This is a genomic window from Solimonas soli DSM 21787 (assembly GCF_000474945.1).
Classification (GTDB): domain Bacteria; phylum Pseudomonadota; class Gammaproteobacteria; order Nevskiales; family Nevskiaceae; genus Solimonas; species Solimonas soli.
In genome coordinates, this window is the sequence record NZ_KI440836.1 from 233,917 (window position 1) to 249,802 (window position 15,886).

Genomic DNA, 15,886 nt, shown 5'->3' on the forward strand with positions numbered 1-15,886 from the left:
CCCGTTTGCGCTGCGCGCAAAACACCGTGTCGCGCGCTCACGGCTGCCAGTCCGCGCGCAGCGCGCGGCCGCCGGCGTTCGGCAGCACGAGCGAGGCCGCCTCGCCGCGGGCGATCGCCCGCAGCAGCGGCAGCGCGCGCAGCGCCGGGTTGGCGAGGCGCAGGCCTTCGAGCGCGGCGTCGGCGAGCGTGCTCTGCGGCGCGTCGGCCAGGGCGAGCTCGAGCGTGCCGAGCGGCGCGGCGGTGCCATCGTCCGGCTTCAGCCACAGCGCGCAGCTCGCCGCGCAGCCGAGCGGACGCGCGGCGAGCAGCGGCTCCGGCGCCGGCACGTCGAAGACCACGAGCAGGGTGTCGCGGCCTTCGACGACGGTCTGCAGCGCGGCTTCGAGCAGCGCCAGCGCGAACGAGCCGTCGTAGCCGGCCAGCGTCGTCGAGGGCGCGGTCGCGCCGACGGCGATGCCCCAGTAACCGGCGGCGGCATTGTGCACCGAGTTGTGGAAGTCGGTCGGCGAGACGATCTTCTGCGGCTCGGCGACGCCGGCGCAGATGCGATGCAGGATGCCCATGTCGGCGTCGGAGCCGGCGAACACCGTCGCCAGCGCGCCGGCATCGCGCCCCGCCGTCGCTTCCTCGGCGACGCGGAAGGCCTGGCGCACCGCCGGCGTGGCGCGGCGGCGCTCGTTCGGCGGCAGGCGCTGCGGCGCGTAGCTGGTCAGCTCGCTCGCGACGTAGCCCTGCTCGCCGCGCAGCACGCGCGCGGCACTCGGCCAGTCGGGCAGGCCTGGCGTCGCCAGGCCGATCGCTTCGATCGCGACCTTCATGCCGTCCTCCCGAAGATCAGGCAGGCGTTGTTGCCGCCGAAGCCGAAGGAATTCGACGCCGCGTGGCGCACGCGCTGCTCGACGGGGACGAGCGCGTAGCGGGCGCGCAGCGCCGGGTCGAGCTCGCGCGTGTTGAGGCTCGGCGGCACGAAGCCGTGCTCGACGGCGAGCGCCGCGAACACCGCCTCGACGATGCCGGCGGCGCCGAGCGTGTGGCCGGTGTAGCCCTTGGTCGAGCTGCATGTCGGGCCGTGCTCGCCGAACACCGCCATCACGCCCTGATCCTCGGACGCGTCGTTGGCCGGCGTCGCCGTGCCGTGCAGGTTGATGTAGTCGACGTCGGCGGCGCCGAGGCCGGCGCGCGCCAGCGCGTCCTGCATCGCCAGCGCCGCGCCGCGGCCCTGCGGGTCCGGCGTGCTCATGTGATAGGCGTCGGACGATTCGCCGTAGCCGAGCAGCGCCAGCGCGCCGCTCGCGCGCGCCGGCCGCAGCAGCGCGAAGCCGGCGCCCTCGCCGATCGAGATGCCGCGGCGCTGCGCGTCGGCCGGCCGGCAGATGTCGTTCGACACCAGCTGCAGCGCGTTGAAGCCGTACAGCGTCGTCAGGCACAGGCTGTCGACGCCGCCGACCACCGCCGCGTCGCAGACGCCGGCGGCGATCGCGCGGCTGGCGGCGGCGAACACCTTGGCGCTCGACGAACAGGCCGTGCAGACCGCCAGCGCGATGTTCTCCAGGCCGAGCTGCAGGCGCACGAATTCGGCGGCGGCGTGCGGGTTGTGCGTGGTGCGGTGCCTGAACCAGGCCGGCAGGCGCCCGGCCTCGCGGTCGCGCGCGCGATAGGCGTGCTCGGTCGACAGCACGCCGGAGGTCGAGGTGCCGATGAACACGCCGATGCGCGCCGCGCCGAGTTCGGCGCGCGCCGCGGCGACGGCGTCGCGGAAGCCGTCCTGGTCGAGCGCCAGGCGGGCCAGACGATGGTTGCGGCAATCCCACTCGGCGTCGGCGCCGGCGAGTGGCGCGTCGAGGCCCTCGACCGCACCGATCCAGGTGTCGAGCGCGCAGTCCTCGAAGGCCGCGCGCGCCAGTCCGCTGCGCCCGGCGCGCAGCGCGGCGAGCTGCGCGCCGCGGCCGTGGCCGAGCGCGGTGGTCGCCGTCCAGGCGGCGAATTCAAGCGGCGCGATCGGCGTCGGCAGCGGCCGCGCTTCGGTCGGCGATCCAGTAGTCATAGAAGTTGAACCAGTTGTACGGCGCCTCGCGCAGCACGCGCTCGAGGCGACGCGCATAGTCGCCGGCGAGGCGCTGCGCGTCGAGCGCGCGCGTGCGCCGCTCGATGCGGATGTCGTCGGCGAATTCCTCGATGCGCGCCTCGTAGCGGCCACCGCCGCGGTGGACGGCGAAGCCGGTGATGACCGGCACCTCGAGCAGGCTGGCGACGATCCACGGCGCCATCGGCAGCTCGACGTCCTCGCCGAACAGCGGCACGCGCACGCTCGGCTCGCCGGCGCGCGCGCGATCGGCCATCAGGCAGACCAGCTCGCCGCGGCCGAGCGCGTCCTTGAGTTTGAGCAGGAAATCCGGGCCGCGCTCGGAGGCGTCGATGATGCTTGCCGCGATCCGCGGATTGAGGCGCTCGAGAATCGCCGTGTACATGCCGCCGTGCGCGCGGTCCATGACCACGCGCAGCGGCAGGCGGCGTTCGCCGTGGCCGGCGACGCGGATGGTCTCGAAACTGCCGACGTGCGCCAGCAGCACGATGGCGCCGCGCCCGGCGTCGAGCAGGCGCTGCACGCCGGCGCCGCGCGTGATCGTCACCTCGAGGCCGCGCGTGTAACCGCCGACCAGGAACACGCGGTCGAGCATGCAGCTCGCGAAGCAGAAGAAGTGCCGCCACAGATCGCGCCAGGCGGGCGCGCGGCCGAGCGCGCGCGCCAGATAGCGCCGCGACGCGCGCCGCTGCGCCGGCGCCGCGAGCAGGAAATAGAGCACGGCCGGATAGAGGAACAGGCGCGCCGGGCCGCGGCCGCCGACGCGGGCGATGCCGACGATCAGGCGCAGCATGAACACCGTGCTGCGCTCGCGCTGCTGTTCCCAGGTCGCGGACATGGTCAGTTCGCCGCCGCGCGCGATGCGTGGCGCGCGATAGCCGTTCGCCTGCGTGCCGGCCGGCTCATCAGTCACCGAAGCGCAGGCTGCCCTGCGCCGCGATCTGCCCGTCGCGCTCGATGCAAAAGCTCACGCGCCCGTCGTCGCGGGCGGCGACCACGCAGTCGAAGTCGGTCTCCGGCGCGATCGGCGCGACGAACTTGAGCAGCGGCACGCCGCGCAGCGCGCCGAGCGCGAAGGCCTCGCGCGCCAGCTGCACCGCGCATTCGAGCAGCACGACGCCGGGCACCAGCGGCTGTCCCGGAAAATGTCCGGGCAGCGCCGGATGCTCGGCCGGCACGCGCAGCGTGGCGCGCGCCTCGCGCGGCGCGCTCATGACTCGCCCAGCAGCGCGGCGAGCTGCGCGCGCGACAGCTTGCCGATCTCGTTGCGCGGCAGCTGCGCGACGCGCTTCAGCGGCCGCGGCAGGAACACCGGATCGACCTGCTGCGCCAGCGCGCGCAGGATCTCGGCCTCCGAGACGTTCGGCGCGACGACCACGGCGGCGAGGCGTTCGCGCGCGCCGTCCGGCGGCACGATGACGCCGTCCTCGACGCCGGGAATGAGCAGCAGCTTCTGCGTCAGATCGGCGGCCGACATGCGCTTGCCGGCGACCTTCAGCAGATCGGCGCTGCGGCCGAGTAGGCGGAAGCGGCCGTCGTCGAGCGGCTCGATGCGATCGTGCAGCCACACCGGCGCCGGCAGGTGCGCGCCGTGCAGCGCGGCGCCGTCCTCGTGCGCGACCAGCGTCGCGCCCTCGTGCAGGCGCCAGACTTCGCCTTCGACCGTGCGCCGCGTCGCCAGGCTGCCGGCCTCGGTGCAGCCGTAGATTTCCTCGACCGGCGCGCCGAAGCGCGCCTCGGCGGCGGCGGCGAGCTCGACCGACAGCGGCGCGGTCGCCGAGACGATGCGCGCCAGCGGCGGCAGCGCCGCGCCGGCGGCGAGCAGCGCGCGCAGATGCAGCGGCGTCGTCACCAGCAGGCGCGGCGCTTCCATCTGTGTCAGTGCATCGGCGACGTCGGCCGGGAACAGCGGCCGCGCGCCGTGCGTCGCCAGGCCGCCGGCGAGCGCGTAGAGCACCGAGGTCTCGAGGCCGTACATGTGCTGCGGCGGCACGGTGGCGACGATCGAGGCGCCGCCGTCCGGCACGAAGCGCCGCATCGACAGGCGCGCGGTGCGCACCAGCTCGCCCCAGGTCTTGGCGTGCGGCTGCGGATGGCCGGTGCTGCCGGAGGTGAAGGGAATCGCCGCGATGGTGCCGGCGGCGATCGGCGGCAGCGCCGGCGCGGTCGCCACGTCGAGAGCCTCGACCTGCGGCGCCGCGCGCCAGGGCAGGCCGGCGGCCTGCTCCTCGCGATCGGCGACCACGCGCCGCGCGCCGTGCGTGGCGGCGATCTCGCGCAGCGCCGCCGGCGCCACGCTCGGCGGCAGCAGCAGCGGCCGTCGCGCCAGCAGCGCCGCCGCCAGGGTCAGCGCGAAGCCCTCGCGCGATTCGCAGAGGTTGATCAGCGGCCCGGCCTCGCCGCGCATCTCGTCGGCGAGGCGCTGCGCCGCCTGCAGGAAGGCCGCGCGCGTGATGCGCTGCGCGCCGCGCTGCCAGAGCGTCGCCCGCGCGTCGCCGGGCGCCAGCAGCGGCAGCATGGCGGCGGCGGCCGGCATCAGCGCAAGCGCACGCCGCTGCGCGCGATGCGGCGCAGGTAAGCGACGAAGCCGTCGCGGTCGTGATCCGGGAAGCGCCAGCGCCGGTAGACGAACTCGCCGGCGAACAGCAGGCCCATGATCAGATAGGTGCCGGCGTTGCTGAACAGCGACCAGGCTTGATGGCGGCCGCTCAGGGTCAGCAGCAGGGTGATCGCGAAGATCAGCGCCAGCGCGGCGGCCCACAGCTGCGTGACGTGGCGCGTGTGCGCGGCGAGCGGCGGCGCCAGCGCGCCGTGCACGGCGGTGGCGACCTGCGTGACCAGCGGCGTGTGGCCGGCGCGCAGGCTGCGCACGAAGGCGACGCAGGCCAGGCCGCTGAGCGCGAGCGGCGGCAGGTAGAGCATGTAGAGGCCGCCGCCGATGCGGGCGACCGCGCCGGTGGCCAGCGCGAAGGCGGCCCAGGCCAGCCAGGCGGCGACGCGGCCCGCGCGCAGCGGCGCCAGCAGCACGGTCGCGAACAGCGCCTGCAGCGCCAGCCACTGCAGCGGCGTCGACGCCAGCACCACGCCGAGATGGACGAACAGCAGGTAGGCGACGAACAGCGCGGCGGGCATGCGAACCCTGGAATCTGCGCGAGGCGACGAGTCGTGGAGGCGTAGCCGGCGCCGCGCGTGCTCAGTGCGCCGCGGAGCCGCGCTGCGCGGCGACGTACTCGCTGAGCGTGCGCAGCGAGGCGAAGGCACGCTTGGTCGCTTCGTTCTCGGCCTTCAGCTCGACGCCGTACTTCTGCTGGATCGCCAGCGCGATCTCCAGCGCGTCGATCGAATCGAGCCCCCAGCCGCTCTCGCTGTCGCCGAACAGCGGCGCGGACGGATCGACCGTCGCCGCGTCGCGGTCCTCGAGATGCAGGGCCTCGATCAGCAGCGCGGCCATTTCCCGCTCTGCGGCGGTCTGCGTCGACATCGGTTCGTCCCTCGGATCAGATGACAGATGAATGCGTCGCGCCATGATGAACGACGACAGCCGCGGCGTCCGTGTGCAATGTCATGACATCCCCACGGAATCGACGGCGCCGGCGTCTACAATACGGTGATCGTCCCCGGCACGGGGCTCGGCCGGCGCGCGGACCCCACCGCGCGCGGCGCTGCGGTATTAGAACAAATTTCGATGCGGCAACACATCAGTGAAGACGCGGAGCGCCGCGGCGATGCGCCGGGCGGCGCGCGTCCTTACACCGTCGATCTCGTCGCCCGGGCGCCGGCCGTGCTCGGCGACGACGTGCTGGCCTGCGTGCAGCACGGCGGCGCGGCGGCCGACGACGACCCGCGCCGCATCCGCGTCGCCCTGCCGGTGCTCGCCGGCGACGGCGTCGAGCTGTGGCGCAGCGTGCTGCCGGTGCGCCACGGCCGCGACGGCGACATCGGCTGGGCCGAGAACGGCGCCGCGCTGTTCGGCCAGCTGCAGCTGCCCGAGTCGCAGCTCGCCGACATGGACCGCGCCGTGTTCCATGCCTACGCGCGCATCGACGGCTTCCTGCAGCGCAGCGGCTACCCGGCCTGGCTGCGCGTGTGGAACTTCATCGCCGGCATCACCGACGGCGACGGCGACGGCGAGCGCTACCGGCAGTTCAGCGTCGGCCGCCACAAGGCGCTGTCGCTGAAGCCGGGCTTCGAGCACGAGCTGCCGGCGGCGACCGCGATCGGCAGCGAGGACGGCGGCCTGCTCATCTACTTCATCGCCGCCGCGCGGCCCGGCCGGCAGATCGAGAACCCGCGCCAGGTCAGCGCCTTCAAGTATCCGCGCCAGTACGGCCCGAAGAGCCCGAGCTTCTCGCGCGCCAACCTGCTCGACTGGCGGGACGGCGCCGAGCTGTTCGTGTCCGGCACGGCGAGCATCGTCGGCCACGAGACCCTGCACGTCGGCGAGCCGCTGGCGCAGCTCGACGAACTGCTGCGCAACGTGCAGGCGCTGCTCGAACAGGCCGGCCGGCCGCTGCGGCCGGAGATGCTCAAGCTCTACCTGCGCGACCCGCGGCAGCTCGACGCCGTGCGGGCGCACCTGCGCACGCACTTCGGCGCGCGGCCGGTGACGATCCTGCGCGGCGACGTCTGCCGCCGCGAGCTCGATCTCGAGATCGAGGCCCTGTTCCGCGCCGCATGACGAACGCCGTCACTGCCTGGCTCGATCGCCGCTGGCGGCAGTTCGCGACCGGCCTGTCGTTCGGCATCTTCGGCGGCGTCGGCCTGCTGTTCGGCATCACGCTGTTTCCCGCCGTCTGCCTGCCGGCGCGCGACGCGGCGAGCGCCAAGCGCCGCGCGCAGCGCATCGTCTGGGGCTGGTTCTGGACCTTCTCGCGCATCATGCGCGCGCTCGGCGTCATCACCTGGGAAATCCGCGGCGCCGAGCAACTGCGCGTGCCCGGCCGCCTGATCATCGCCAATCATCCGACGCTGATCGACGTGGTGCTGCTGATCGGTCACGTGCCGCGCGTCGACTGCATCGTCAAGGAGGCGCTGTTCCGCAACCCGTTCACGCGCCTGCCGGTGCGCTGGGCCGGCTACATCTCCAACCGTGGCGCCGGCAGCGACGACGCCCTCAAGCTGGTCGCCGACTGCGCGGCGACGCTGAAGGCCGGTAATTCGCTGATGATCTTCCCCGAGGGCACGCGATCAAAGCCCGGCGAACCCCTGCAGATTCCGCACACCGCGGCGCGCATCGCCCTCGAATCCGGCGCGCCGATCCTGCCGGTGACGATCCGCTGCACGCCGCTGATGCTCAACAAGGGCCGGCCCTGGTACGACGTGCCGCCGCGGCCCGGCCACTTCGTCATCGAGGTCGGCGAGCCCTACCGCGCGCAGGACCTGGTCGGCGACGCGCCGACGCCGACCATCGCCGCGCGGCGCCTGTCGCACGAATGGGTGCGCCGCTTCGGCGGTCGCGCCGCGCCGCTGGCGCTGCTGCTGTCGCTGGCCGCCTGGCTGTCGCCGGCGGCGGCGCTCGGCGCGATCTGCTGAGCCATGGCGCGCATTGCCCGGCGCCGGGCGCGAACGGCGGCGCCGCGCGCGCCAACTGTGAACCGTGTACTTGCGATGCCGGCGACGGCCATCGAAAATGACGCCTTGCTCGTGATTTGAGCTTCGCCTGGGGGGCGAGCAGCCAAGCAACTATGTCCAGCATGATGATGCCCATGGTGGCGGGCGTGCCCGGCCATGACGAAATCTTCGAGCACGTGAAGGCGCTGCTCGTCGAACTGTTCGAGGTCGAGCCGGCGAAAATCGGCCTCGACGCGCAGCTCTATCAGGACCTCGAGATCGACAGCATCGACGCGATCGACCTGATCCTGCGGCTCAAGGATTACACCGGCAAGAAGGTCAAGCCCGAGGACTTCAAGCACGTGCGCTCGGTCGGCGACGTCGTCAAGGCCGTCGAAGCGCTGTTCGTCACGTCCTGACCGCGCCGCGGGCCATGAATCTGGACCCGCAGGCGCTGGCCGTGCGCCAGCCTTCCGCCGACCTCGTCGAGATCGATCTCGCGGTGCCGGCGGCGCTGCCCTGCTTCGCCGATCATTTCCCGCAGCAGCCGATGCTGCCCGGCGTGCTGCAGCTCGGCTGGGCCGTGCGCCTCGCGCAGCGGCACTTCGGCATCGCCGGCGCGATGCGCCAGGCGACGCAGCTGAAGTTCCAGCATCCGATCACGCCGGACGTCGCGCTGACGCTGCGACTGAGCCGCGGCGGCGACGAGGTCGCATTCGCCTACGCGACGCCGACCCACGCCTGCTCGAGCGGCAAGCTGGCGTTCGCGGCGTGAACGCGGCGGCGACCGCGGTGGCCCGGCGATGACGCTCGGCGAACCGGCGCCGTTCCGCGCCTGCCTCGTGGTGCCGGTCTACGATCACGGGCAGGCGATCGCCGGCACGCTGGCGCAGCTGCGCCCGCACGGCCTGCGCTGCTACCTGGTCGACGACGGCAGCCACGAGGCCTGCCGGCGCGAGCTCGATCGCCTGGCGAGCGCGCAGCCGGACTGGCTGCGCCTGCTCCGCCTGCCGGTCAATTCCGGCAAGGGCGCGGCGGTGATGGCCGGCTTCGAGCGCGCCGCCGCCGACGGCTACACGCACGCCGTGCAGTTCGACGCCGACGGCCAGCACGACGCCGCCGACGTGCCGCGCCTCGTCACGCTGGCCGCCAGCCATCCGCAGGCGCTGGTCACCGGCGTGCCGAAATACGACGCCTCGGTGCCGAAGTCGCGCCTCTACGGCCGCTACGTCACCCATGTCTGGGTCTGGATCAACACCCTGTCGCTGCGCATCCGGGATTCGATGCTCGGCTTCCGCGTCTACCCGCTGGCGCCGGCGCTGCAGGTGTGGCGCACGCAGCACGTCGGCCGGCGCATGGATTTCGACACCGAGATCATGGTGCGGCTGTACTGGCTCGGCGTCGACGTGCTGAGCCTGCCGACGCGCGTCACTTACCCGAGCGACGGCGTCTCGCACTTCGACGTGCTGCGCGACAACCTGCGCATCTCGCGCATGCACGCACGCCTGTTCCTCGGCATGCTGTGGCGCCTGCCGCGCCTGCTGGCGCGCAAGGCCGGCTTGGTTTAACCACAGATTTCACAGATTCAGTTTCAAGAATCAGGGCGCTTTTTTCCGTGAAATCCGTGAAATCTGTGGTTTCGCTCTTTATTTCGTAGACTCGCCGCATGACGCTGCCCACCGCCGAGGCCGAAGTCCTCGTTCCGTTCAACGACTGCGATCCGCTCGGCATCGTCTGGCACGGCAATTACCCGCGCTACTTCGAGGCCGCGCGCTGCGCGCTGCTCGAGGCGATCGACTACAACTACGGACAGATGATGGAGTCCGGCTACGCCTGGCCGGTCATCGACCTGCACCTGCGCTACGTCAAGGCGATCCGCTTCAACCAGCGCATCGTCGTCAGCGCGGCGATCGAGGAATGGGAGCACCGCCTGAAGATCGCCTACGCGATCCGCGACGCCGCCAGCGGCGAGCGCCTGGCCAAGGGCCACACCATCCAGGTCGCGGTGACGCTGCCCGATTTCGAAATGCAGTTCGCCTCGCCGGAACTGCTGGCGCGCAAGCTGGGGCTCAAGCCGTGAAGCGCGCCGCCGCGCTGCTGCTCGCCTGCGCCGCCGCCACGGCCGCGCCGGCCGGCGCCGGCCTCGATCAGCCGGTGTTCGCGCATCCGGCCGACGCCGGCGCGATCCGCGCCGCGCTCGGCGCGGTGACGCGCGAGCTGGCCGCGGCGCGCACGATCAGCGGTCCGTACACGCAGAAGAAATTCCTGCGCGAACTGCCGCAGCCGCTGCGCTCGCAGGGCGACTTCCTGTTCGTGCGCGATGTCGGGGTCGCCTGGCGCACGACCGCGCCGTTCGCCTCCGAGCTGATCGTCACCCGCGACGCGCTCGTGCAGCGCGACGCCGGCAGCAGCACGCGCGTCGGTGCCGAACGGCAGCCGGCGGTGCGCATGGTGGCGCGCATCTTCTTCGCGGTGTTCTCGCTCGACTTCGCGCAGCTGTCCGAGCTGTTCACGCTGTCGGTGCTGCCGGGTGCCGACGGCAGCTGGCAGCTCGGCCTGACGCCGCGCCACGAGGCCGGCACCATCGAGGCGATCGTCGTCGGCGGCGCGCGCAGCGTCGAGCGCGTGCAGCTCTACGAGCACGGCGGCGATCGCACCGAGATCGCGTTCCGCGACGCGCGCGTGTCGAGCGCGGCGCCGGACGCCGCACAGCTCGCGCGCTTCCGGTAAGCGCACGCCGTGTCGGCCCGCGTCCGCCTGCTGCTCTGGGTCGCGCTGATGACGGCCGCCGGCCTGTGGCTGTGGTGGGCCTCCGGCTCGCGCCTGCAGATCGAAACCGACATCACGGCGATGCTGCCGCAGACCGCGCCGGACGCGGTGACCCGGCAGGCGCTCGAACGCGTCGAGGCGGCGCTCGGGCGGCGCAGCCTGTATCTGCTCGGCGCGGCCGATTTCGCGTCGGCGAAGCGCGCCGCCGAGGCCTTCGCCGCGCGCCTGCGCGAGGCGCTGGTGTACTCCGACGTCACGCTCGGCATCGCCAGCGATCCGGCGGCGCTCGAAGCCGCGTACGGCGCCGCCGTGCCCACGCTGCTCGCCGATGCCGACCGCGCCGCGCTCGCCGCCGGCCGCGCCGGCACGCTGGCCGAGGCCGCGCAGCGCGCGCTCTATGCGCCGCCCGGCATGGGCCCGGCCGGTTTCACGCGCGCGCGCGCCTTCGTCGACGATCCGCTCGACCTGTACGGACATTTCCTGCTGCAGCTGCTGCCGGCCGGCGGACGCCTGGCGCCGCGCGAGGGCGTGCTCGCGCTCGAACGCCCGGGCGGCGTCGATGTGATGGTGACGGCGACGCTGCGCGATTCGCCGTTCCGTCTCGCCGTGCAGGACGCGGCGATGGCGGCGCTCGACGCGGCGACGCAGGCCGCGCGCGCGGCGGTGCCGGCGATGACGCTGGCCGGTTCCGGCGTGCTGCGCCACGCCGCCGCCAACAGCGAGCGCGCCAAGCGCGAGATCTCGACGATCGGCTCGATCTCGCTGGCCGGCGTGCTGCTGGTGTTCCTGGTCTGCTTCCGCTCGCTGCGGCCGCTGCTGCTGGTGCTGCTGTCGCTCGGCGCCGCCTCGGTCGTGTCGCTGGCGACGGTGGCGACGCTGTACGGCAAGGTGCACATCGTCGCCGTGGTCTTCGAGTCGAGCCTGATCGGCCTCGCCGTCGACTACTCGATCCATTTCTTCAGCGACCGCTTCCGCGAGCGCGGGCCGTGGACCGGCATGGACGGCCTGCGCCATGTCGGCGTGCCGATCACGGTCGGCATGGCCACGACCCTGCTCGCCTACAGCGCCTTCCTGGTGCCGCCGTTCCCCGGCCTGCGGCAGATGGCGCTGCTGTCGATGACCGGCCTGGTCGCCTCGTACCTGACGGTGATCCTCGCCTACCCGGCGCTCGCCGGCGCGCCGCCGCCGGCATCGACGCCGGTGCTGGCGCTGCGCGAGCGCCTGGCACGGCTCGGCCGGCCGCGCAGGCCGGTGCTGGCCGGCCTGATCGTGCTCGGCGTGCTGATCGTCGGGGTCGGCGCCGCGCGCCTGCGCTTCGTCGACGACGTGCGCACCCTGCAGTCCTCGCCGCAGCCTCTGCTCGACGACGAGCGCCTGGTGCGCGAACGGCTCGGCGGCGGCCTCGACACGCGCTTCTTCATCGTCGAAGGCAGCGACCGCGAAGCCCTGCTGCAGAACGAGGAGAAGCTGCGCGCCCGCCTCGAGCCGCTGATCGCGAGCGGCGCGCTCGGCGGCTACGGCGCGCTGTCGAAGCTGCTGCCGTCGCGGGCGCGCCAGGTCGACGACGCGGCGCTGCTGGCGCGCACGGTCTACGCCGACGGCGCTGCGCTGCCGGCGCTGTACGCCGCGCTCGGCTTCGGCCCCGGGGCGCTGGCGCGGGCGCGCGCCGCCCTGGCCGCCGCGCAGGCGCAGCCGGTCGACGCCGACGCCGTGCTCGCCACGCCGGCCGGCGCCGCCTACCGCCCGCTGTGGCTCGGGCCGACGGCGCGCGGCGTCGCCAGCATCGTCTCGCTGAGCGGCGTCGCCGACGTCGCCGCGCTCAACGGTGCCGCCGCCGGACTGCCCGGCGTGCAGCTGATCGATCGCGTCGCCGACATCTCCACGGTGCTCGCGCACTATCGCCGCCTGGCGCTGCTCGGGCTCGGCGGCTCGCTGTGCGTGATCGGCCTCGTGCTGCTGGGCCGCTACGGCCCGGCCGGCGCCGCGCGTCACCTGATCGCGCCGCTCGGCGGCGGCCTGCTGACCCTGGCGACGCTCGGTGTGCTCGGCATCCCGGCGAACCTGTTCACGGTGCTGGCGCTGCTGCTGGTGCTCGGCCTGGGCGTCGACTACTCGGTGTTCCTGCGCGAAGGCGAGGCCTCGCGGCCGACGACTCTGCTGGCGATCAGCCTCGCCGGCCTCGTCACCCTGCTCGCCTTCGGCCTGCTCGCGGCGTCGGCCACGCCGTTCATCCGCAGCCTCGGCCTCGCCGTGCTGCTCGGCGTCGCCTGGACCTGGCTGCTCGCGGTGCTGGCCGCCGCGCCACCCCCGCGAGGCGCATGCCAGAATGGCGGCGCCGAAGGAAGCGTGAGAATTCCGTAATGGCAGACCGGCGCGGGACCTTGCAGACTGCCGGACGGCTTTGACGATGCGGCGTGACATGCCTTCGATGGGGGAATCGTGACGGATGTGTTGATCATCGGCGCCGGGCCCGCGGGTTCGGTGGCCGCGGCGCTGCTCGTGCAGCGCGGCTACGACGTGCTGGTGCTCGAGAAGCAGAAGTTCCCGCGCTTTTCGATCGGCGAGAGCCTGCTGGCGCAAAGCCTCGGCCTGCTCGAGGCGGCCGGCATGCTGGAGGCGGTGATGGCGGCCGGCTTCCAGTACAAGAACGGCGCCGCCTTCGCGCATCGCGAGGCCTACACCGATTTCAACTTCGCCGAGAAGTCCTCGCCGGGCCACGGCTTCACCTTCCAGGTGCCGCGCGCCGATTTCGACCAGTTGCTGATCAACGAGGCGCAGCGCTTCGGCGCGCGCGTGCAGTTCGAGGTGGAGATCGTCGCCGCCGATTTCTCCGGCGCAAGGCCGCGCCTCACGGCGCGTGACAAGGACGGCCGCGAAACCGTGCACAGGCCGCGCTTCGTGCTCGACGCCAGCGGCTTCGGCCGCGTGCTGCCGCGCCTGCTGAATCTCGAGGAGCCGTCGAACCTGCCGGTGCGCTGCGCGCTCTACACGCAGGTCCGGGACCGCATTCCGTCCGGCCGCATCGACCGCCAGAAGATCCGCGTCACCACGCACGCCGTGCACAGCGACGTCTGGTACTGGCTGATCCCGTTCTCCAACGGCAAGGCCTCGATGGGCGTGGTCGCCGGCGAGGAATTCCTGCAGCGCTACGCCGGCAGCAACGACGACAAGCTGTGGGCGCTGCACCGCGAGGACCCGGCGCTCGCCGACATCCTCAAGGACGCCGAGCAGCTGTTCCCGGCCGGCCTGCTGCGCGGCTACTCGGCGAACGTGAAAACCATGTCCGGACCCGGCTTCGCGCTGCTCGGCAACGCCGCCGAGTTCCTCGATCCGGTGTTCTCGTCGGGCGTGACCATCGCCCTGAAGTCGGCGCACATGGCGGCCGACGCGCTGAGCCGGCAGCTGAAGGGCGAGACGGTCGACTGGAAGGCTGACTTCGAGGATCCGCTGCGCGTCGGCGTCGAGACCTTCCGCGGCTTCGTCGAAGGCTGGTACGACGGCTCGCTGCAGGACGTCATCTATTACGAGCGCCAGGATCCGAAGATCCGCCGCTACATCTGCTCGATCCTCGCCGGTTATGCCTGGGACGGGAGCAATCCCTACGTCGGCCGCGCCAGGCAGCGCCTGCACACGCTCGCGCAGCTGTGCCGCAGCGGCGACGCCAGCGTGACCCGGGTCGCCTGAGATGCGCGCGCGGCTTCCATTCGGCTTGCTGCTCGCCGGCGCGCTCGCCGCCTGCGCCAACGGCCCGCGCCGCGAGGCGCCGCGCGATGCGGCGCCGCCGCTGCTCGCGCCGGCCAGCGTCGGCGCGCCGCTGCAGGTGCAGCAGATCCTGCACGCCGCCTACGGCAGCGACGAGTCGACGCTGCAGTGCGTGGTCAGCGATGACGCGGAGACGCTGTCCGTGGTCTGCCTGACGGCGATGGGCCAGCGCGTCTTCACGCTCGATTACGACGGCCGCGAGCTGAAGGCGCAGCGCGCGCCGTTCGCGCCGGATGCGATCGACCCGGCGCGCATCGTCGCCGACCTGCAGCTCGCCTACTGGCCGCTGGCGGCGCTGCAGCCGGCCTGGCAGCGCGCCGGCTACGCGGTCAGCGAGCCGCGCCCGGGCCTGCGCCGCGTGGTGCGCGACGGGCGCCTGTACGCCGAAGTGCACGAGGCGCTGCCGGCGCTCGTGAACGGCCGCGGCGAGGGCTGGCCGGCGCGCGTCTGGCTGGTCAACCTCGCCTACGGCTACGCGCTCGACATCGAGACGCAGGCGGCGGCCGAATGACGACGCTCGCGCTGGGCCGTCCGTACACGATCGCCGAGCTGCTGCCGCACGGCCGCGGCTTCACCCTGCTCGACAGCCTGCTCGACTACGGCGAGGAGCATGCGAGCTGCGGCGTCACGATCGGCGCCGGCGTGCCGTTCTTCGAAGCCGGGCGCGGCGTGCCGAACTGGGTCGGCATCGAATACATGGCGCAGGCGATCGGCGCCTACGCCGGCATCGTGCGCCTGCAGCGCGGCGATGCGGTCGAAATCGGCCTGCTGCTCGGCACGCGTCGCTACGCCTGCGAGCGTGCCTATTTCGCGCCCGGCGAACGGCTGACGGTGCGCGCCGAGCAACTGGTGCGCGACAGCAGCGGCGTCGCCGCCTTCGCCTGCACGCTGAGCGGCGGCGGCCGCGAGCTGGCGCGCGCCGAGATCAAGGCCTACCAGCCCGACGACCTACACGACTACCTGCAGGCCCTCACGGAGAGCCGCGCATGAGCGGCTGGATTCTGGTCACCGGCGCCAACCGCGGCATCGGCCAGGCGATCGCCGTCTCGCTGGCGCAGGCCGGCTTCGATCTGCTGCTGCACGCGCGTGACATCGGCAGGCTCGACGACACCGCCGCGCGCGTCGCCGCGCACGGCCGCTCCGCACGGCGCATCGCCTTCGACGTGTCGGATCGCGCCGCGACGGCGAGCGCGCTGGAAGCCGACATCGCCGCGCACGGCGCGTGTTACGGCGTGGTCTGCAATGCCGGCATCGCCCGCGACGGCGCCTTTCCGGCGCTGTCCGGCGCCGACTGGGACGCGGTGCTGCGCACCAATCTCGACGGCTTCTACAACGTCCTGCATCCGCTGGTGATGCCGATGATCCGCACCCGCAAGCCCGGCCGCATCGTCAGCATCGCCTCGGTGTCGGGCCTGATGGGCAATCGCGGCCAGGTGAACTACAGCGCGGCCAAGGCCGGCATCATCGGCGCGACCAAGGCGCTCGCCGTCGAACTCGCGTCGCGCAAGATCACCGTCAACTGCGTCGCGCCCGGCCTGATCCGCACCGACATGATCGGCGAGCTGCCGCTCGACGAGGCGCTGAAGCTGGTGCCGGCCGGCCGTGTCGGCGAGCCGGAGGAAGTCGGCGCGGTCGTCGCCTTCCTGATGTCCGAGGCTGCGGCCTACGTCACGCGGCAGGTGATTTCCGTCAACGGTGGAATGTTCTAGTTCTGGAGTGG

19 protein-coding genes are annotated in these 15,886 nt (G+C 72.9%); 12 read left to right on the forward strand and 7 right to left on the reverse strand.

The genetic code is table 11. From position 1 onward, the window contains the following. Positions 1–37: 37 nt before the first annotated feature. The 7 genes from K344_RS21650 to K344_RS0113200 form a co-directional block, all read right to left on the reverse strand. On the reverse strand, positions 38–820 hold the full coding sequence (locus K344_RS21650) for a beta-ketoacyl synthase chain length factor (protein WP_051362207.1): 783 nt from the start codon (positions 818–820) through the stop codon (positions 38–40). Further along, positions 817–2,001: a beta-ketoacyl-ACP synthase gene (locus tag K344_RS0113175; RefSeq protein ID WP_028081058.1), complete on the reverse strand. Its 1,185-nt coding sequence runs from the start codon at positions 1,999–2,001 to the stop codon at positions 817–819. Before K344_RS0113175 ends, K344_RS21650 begins: the two co-directional genes overlap by 4 nt. Then, on the reverse strand, positions 1,988–2,998 hold the full coding sequence (locus tag K344_RS0113180) for a lysophospholipid acyltransferase family protein (protein ID WP_084197413.1): 1,011 nt from the start codon (positions 2,996–2,998) through the stop codon (positions 1,988–1,990). The genes K344_RS0113175 and K344_RS0113180 overlap by 14 nt, the downstream gene beginning before the upstream one ends. Further along, entirely contained in the window at positions 2,991–3,299 is a 309-nt protein-coding gene (locus tag K344_RS0113185; protein WP_028081060.1) for an ApeI family dehydratase, read from the reverse strand. The genes K344_RS0113180 and K344_RS0113185 overlap by 8 nt, the downstream gene beginning before the upstream one ends. Further along, positions 3,296–4,621: an AMP-binding protein gene (locus K344_RS0113190; protein ID WP_028081061.1), complete on the reverse strand. Its 1,326-nt coding sequence runs from the start codon at positions 4,619–4,621 to the stop codon at positions 3,296–3,298. Before K344_RS0113190 ends, K344_RS0113185 begins: the two co-directional genes overlap by 4 nt. Next, positions 4,621–5,217 (reverse strand): COG4648 family protein, encoded by a 597-nt coding sequence (locus tag K344_RS21655; protein WP_051362208.1) that lies wholly within the window; start codon positions 5,215–5,217, stop codon positions 4,621–4,623. The genes K344_RS0113190 and K344_RS21655 overlap by 1 nt, the downstream gene beginning before the upstream one ends. Positions 5,218–5,278: 61 nt before the next feature. Continuing rightward, positions 5,279–5,566, reverse strand: a complete 288-nt coding sequence (locus K344_RS0113200) for a phosphopantetheine-binding protein (RefSeq protein WP_028081062.1) — start codon at positions 5,564–5,566, stop codon at positions 5,279–5,281. A 204-nt stretch (positions 5,567–5,770) separates the two neighbouring features. Between K344_RS0113200 and K344_RS21660 the strand changes: the two genes are divergently transcribed. The 12 genes from K344_RS21660 (at position 5,771) to K344_RS0113260 (ending at position 15,875) form a co-directional block, all read left to right on the forward strand. Beyond that, the gene (locus K344_RS21660) at positions 5,771–6,763 is read left to right on the forward strand and encodes a chorismate transformation FkbO/Hyg5 family protein (RefSeq protein ID WP_051362209.1); all 993 of its coding nucleotides are present in this window, start codon (positions 5,771–5,773) and stop codon (positions 6,761–6,763) included. Further along, entirely contained in the window at positions 6,760–7,617 is an 858-nt protein-coding gene (locus K344_RS21665; RefSeq protein WP_051362210.1) for a lysophospholipid acyltransferase family protein, read from the forward strand. The genes K344_RS21660 and K344_RS21665 overlap by 4 nt, the downstream gene beginning before the upstream one ends. Positions 7,618–7,784: 167 nt before the next feature. Next, entirely contained in the window at positions 7,785–8,054 is a 270-nt protein-coding gene (locus K344_RS0113215) for an acyl carrier protein (RefSeq protein WP_436278831.1), read from the forward strand. A gap of 14 nt (positions 8,055–8,068) precedes the next feature. Then, positions 8,069–8,410: an ApeI family dehydratase gene (locus tag K344_RS0113220; protein ID WP_051362211.1), complete on the forward strand. Its 342-nt coding sequence runs from the start codon at positions 8,069–8,071 to the stop codon at positions 8,408–8,410. A gap of 28 nt (positions 8,411–8,438) precedes the next feature. Further along, a complete protein-coding gene (locus tag K344_RS0113225) occupies positions 8,439–9,203 on the forward strand; it encodes a glycosyltransferase family 2 protein (RefSeq protein ID WP_028081065.1) in 765 nt (254 codons plus the stop codon). Positions 9,204–9,301: 98 nt separating this feature from the next. Next, complete coding sequence (locus K344_RS0113230; protein WP_028081066.1) at positions 9,302–9,715, forward strand: acyl-CoA thioesterase; 414 nt, start codon at positions 9,302–9,304, stop codon at positions 9,713–9,715. Continuing rightward, the gene (locus K344_RS21670; protein ID WP_051362212.1) at positions 9,712–10,365 is read left to right on the forward strand and encodes an outer membrane lipoprotein carrier protein LolA; all 654 of its coding nucleotides are present in this window, start codon (positions 9,712–9,714) and stop codon (positions 10,363–10,365) included. The genes K344_RS0113230 and K344_RS21670 overlap by 4 nt, the downstream gene beginning before the upstream one ends. Before the next feature lie 9 nt (positions 10,366–10,374). After that, positions 10,375–12,765, forward strand: a complete 2,391-nt coding sequence (locus K344_RS0113240) for an MMPL family transporter (RefSeq protein ID WP_028081067.1) — start codon at positions 10,375–10,377, stop codon at positions 12,763–12,765. Positions 12,766–12,843: 78 nt separating this feature from the next. Further along, entirely contained in the window at positions 12,844–14,088 is a 1,245-nt protein-coding gene (locus tag K344_RS0113245) for an NAD(P)/FAD-dependent oxidoreductase (protein ID WP_028081068.1), read from the forward strand. A 1-nt stretch (position 14,089) separates the two neighbouring features. Continuing rightward, positions 14,090–14,677 carry a DUF3261 domain-containing protein gene (locus tag K344_RS21675; RefSeq protein ID WP_051362213.1) on the forward strand — a complete coding sequence of 196 codons (588 nt, stop codon included), beginning with the start codon at positions 14,090–14,092 and terminating at the stop codon, positions 14,675–14,677. After that, positions 14,674–15,156, forward strand: coding sequence for a hotdog family protein (locus tag K344_RS0113255; protein WP_028081069.1), 483 nt, complete (start codon positions 14,674–14,676; stop codon positions 15,154–15,156). Before K344_RS21675 ends, K344_RS0113255 begins: the two co-directional genes overlap by 4 nt. Further along, complete coding sequence (locus K344_RS0113260) at positions 15,153–15,875, forward strand: 3-ketoacyl-ACP reductase FabG2 (RefSeq protein WP_028081070.1); 723 nt, start codon at positions 15,153–15,155, stop codon at positions 15,873–15,875. Before K344_RS0113255 ends, K344_RS0113260 begins: the two co-directional genes overlap by 4 nt. Positions 15,876–15,886: the final 11 nt, after the last annotated feature.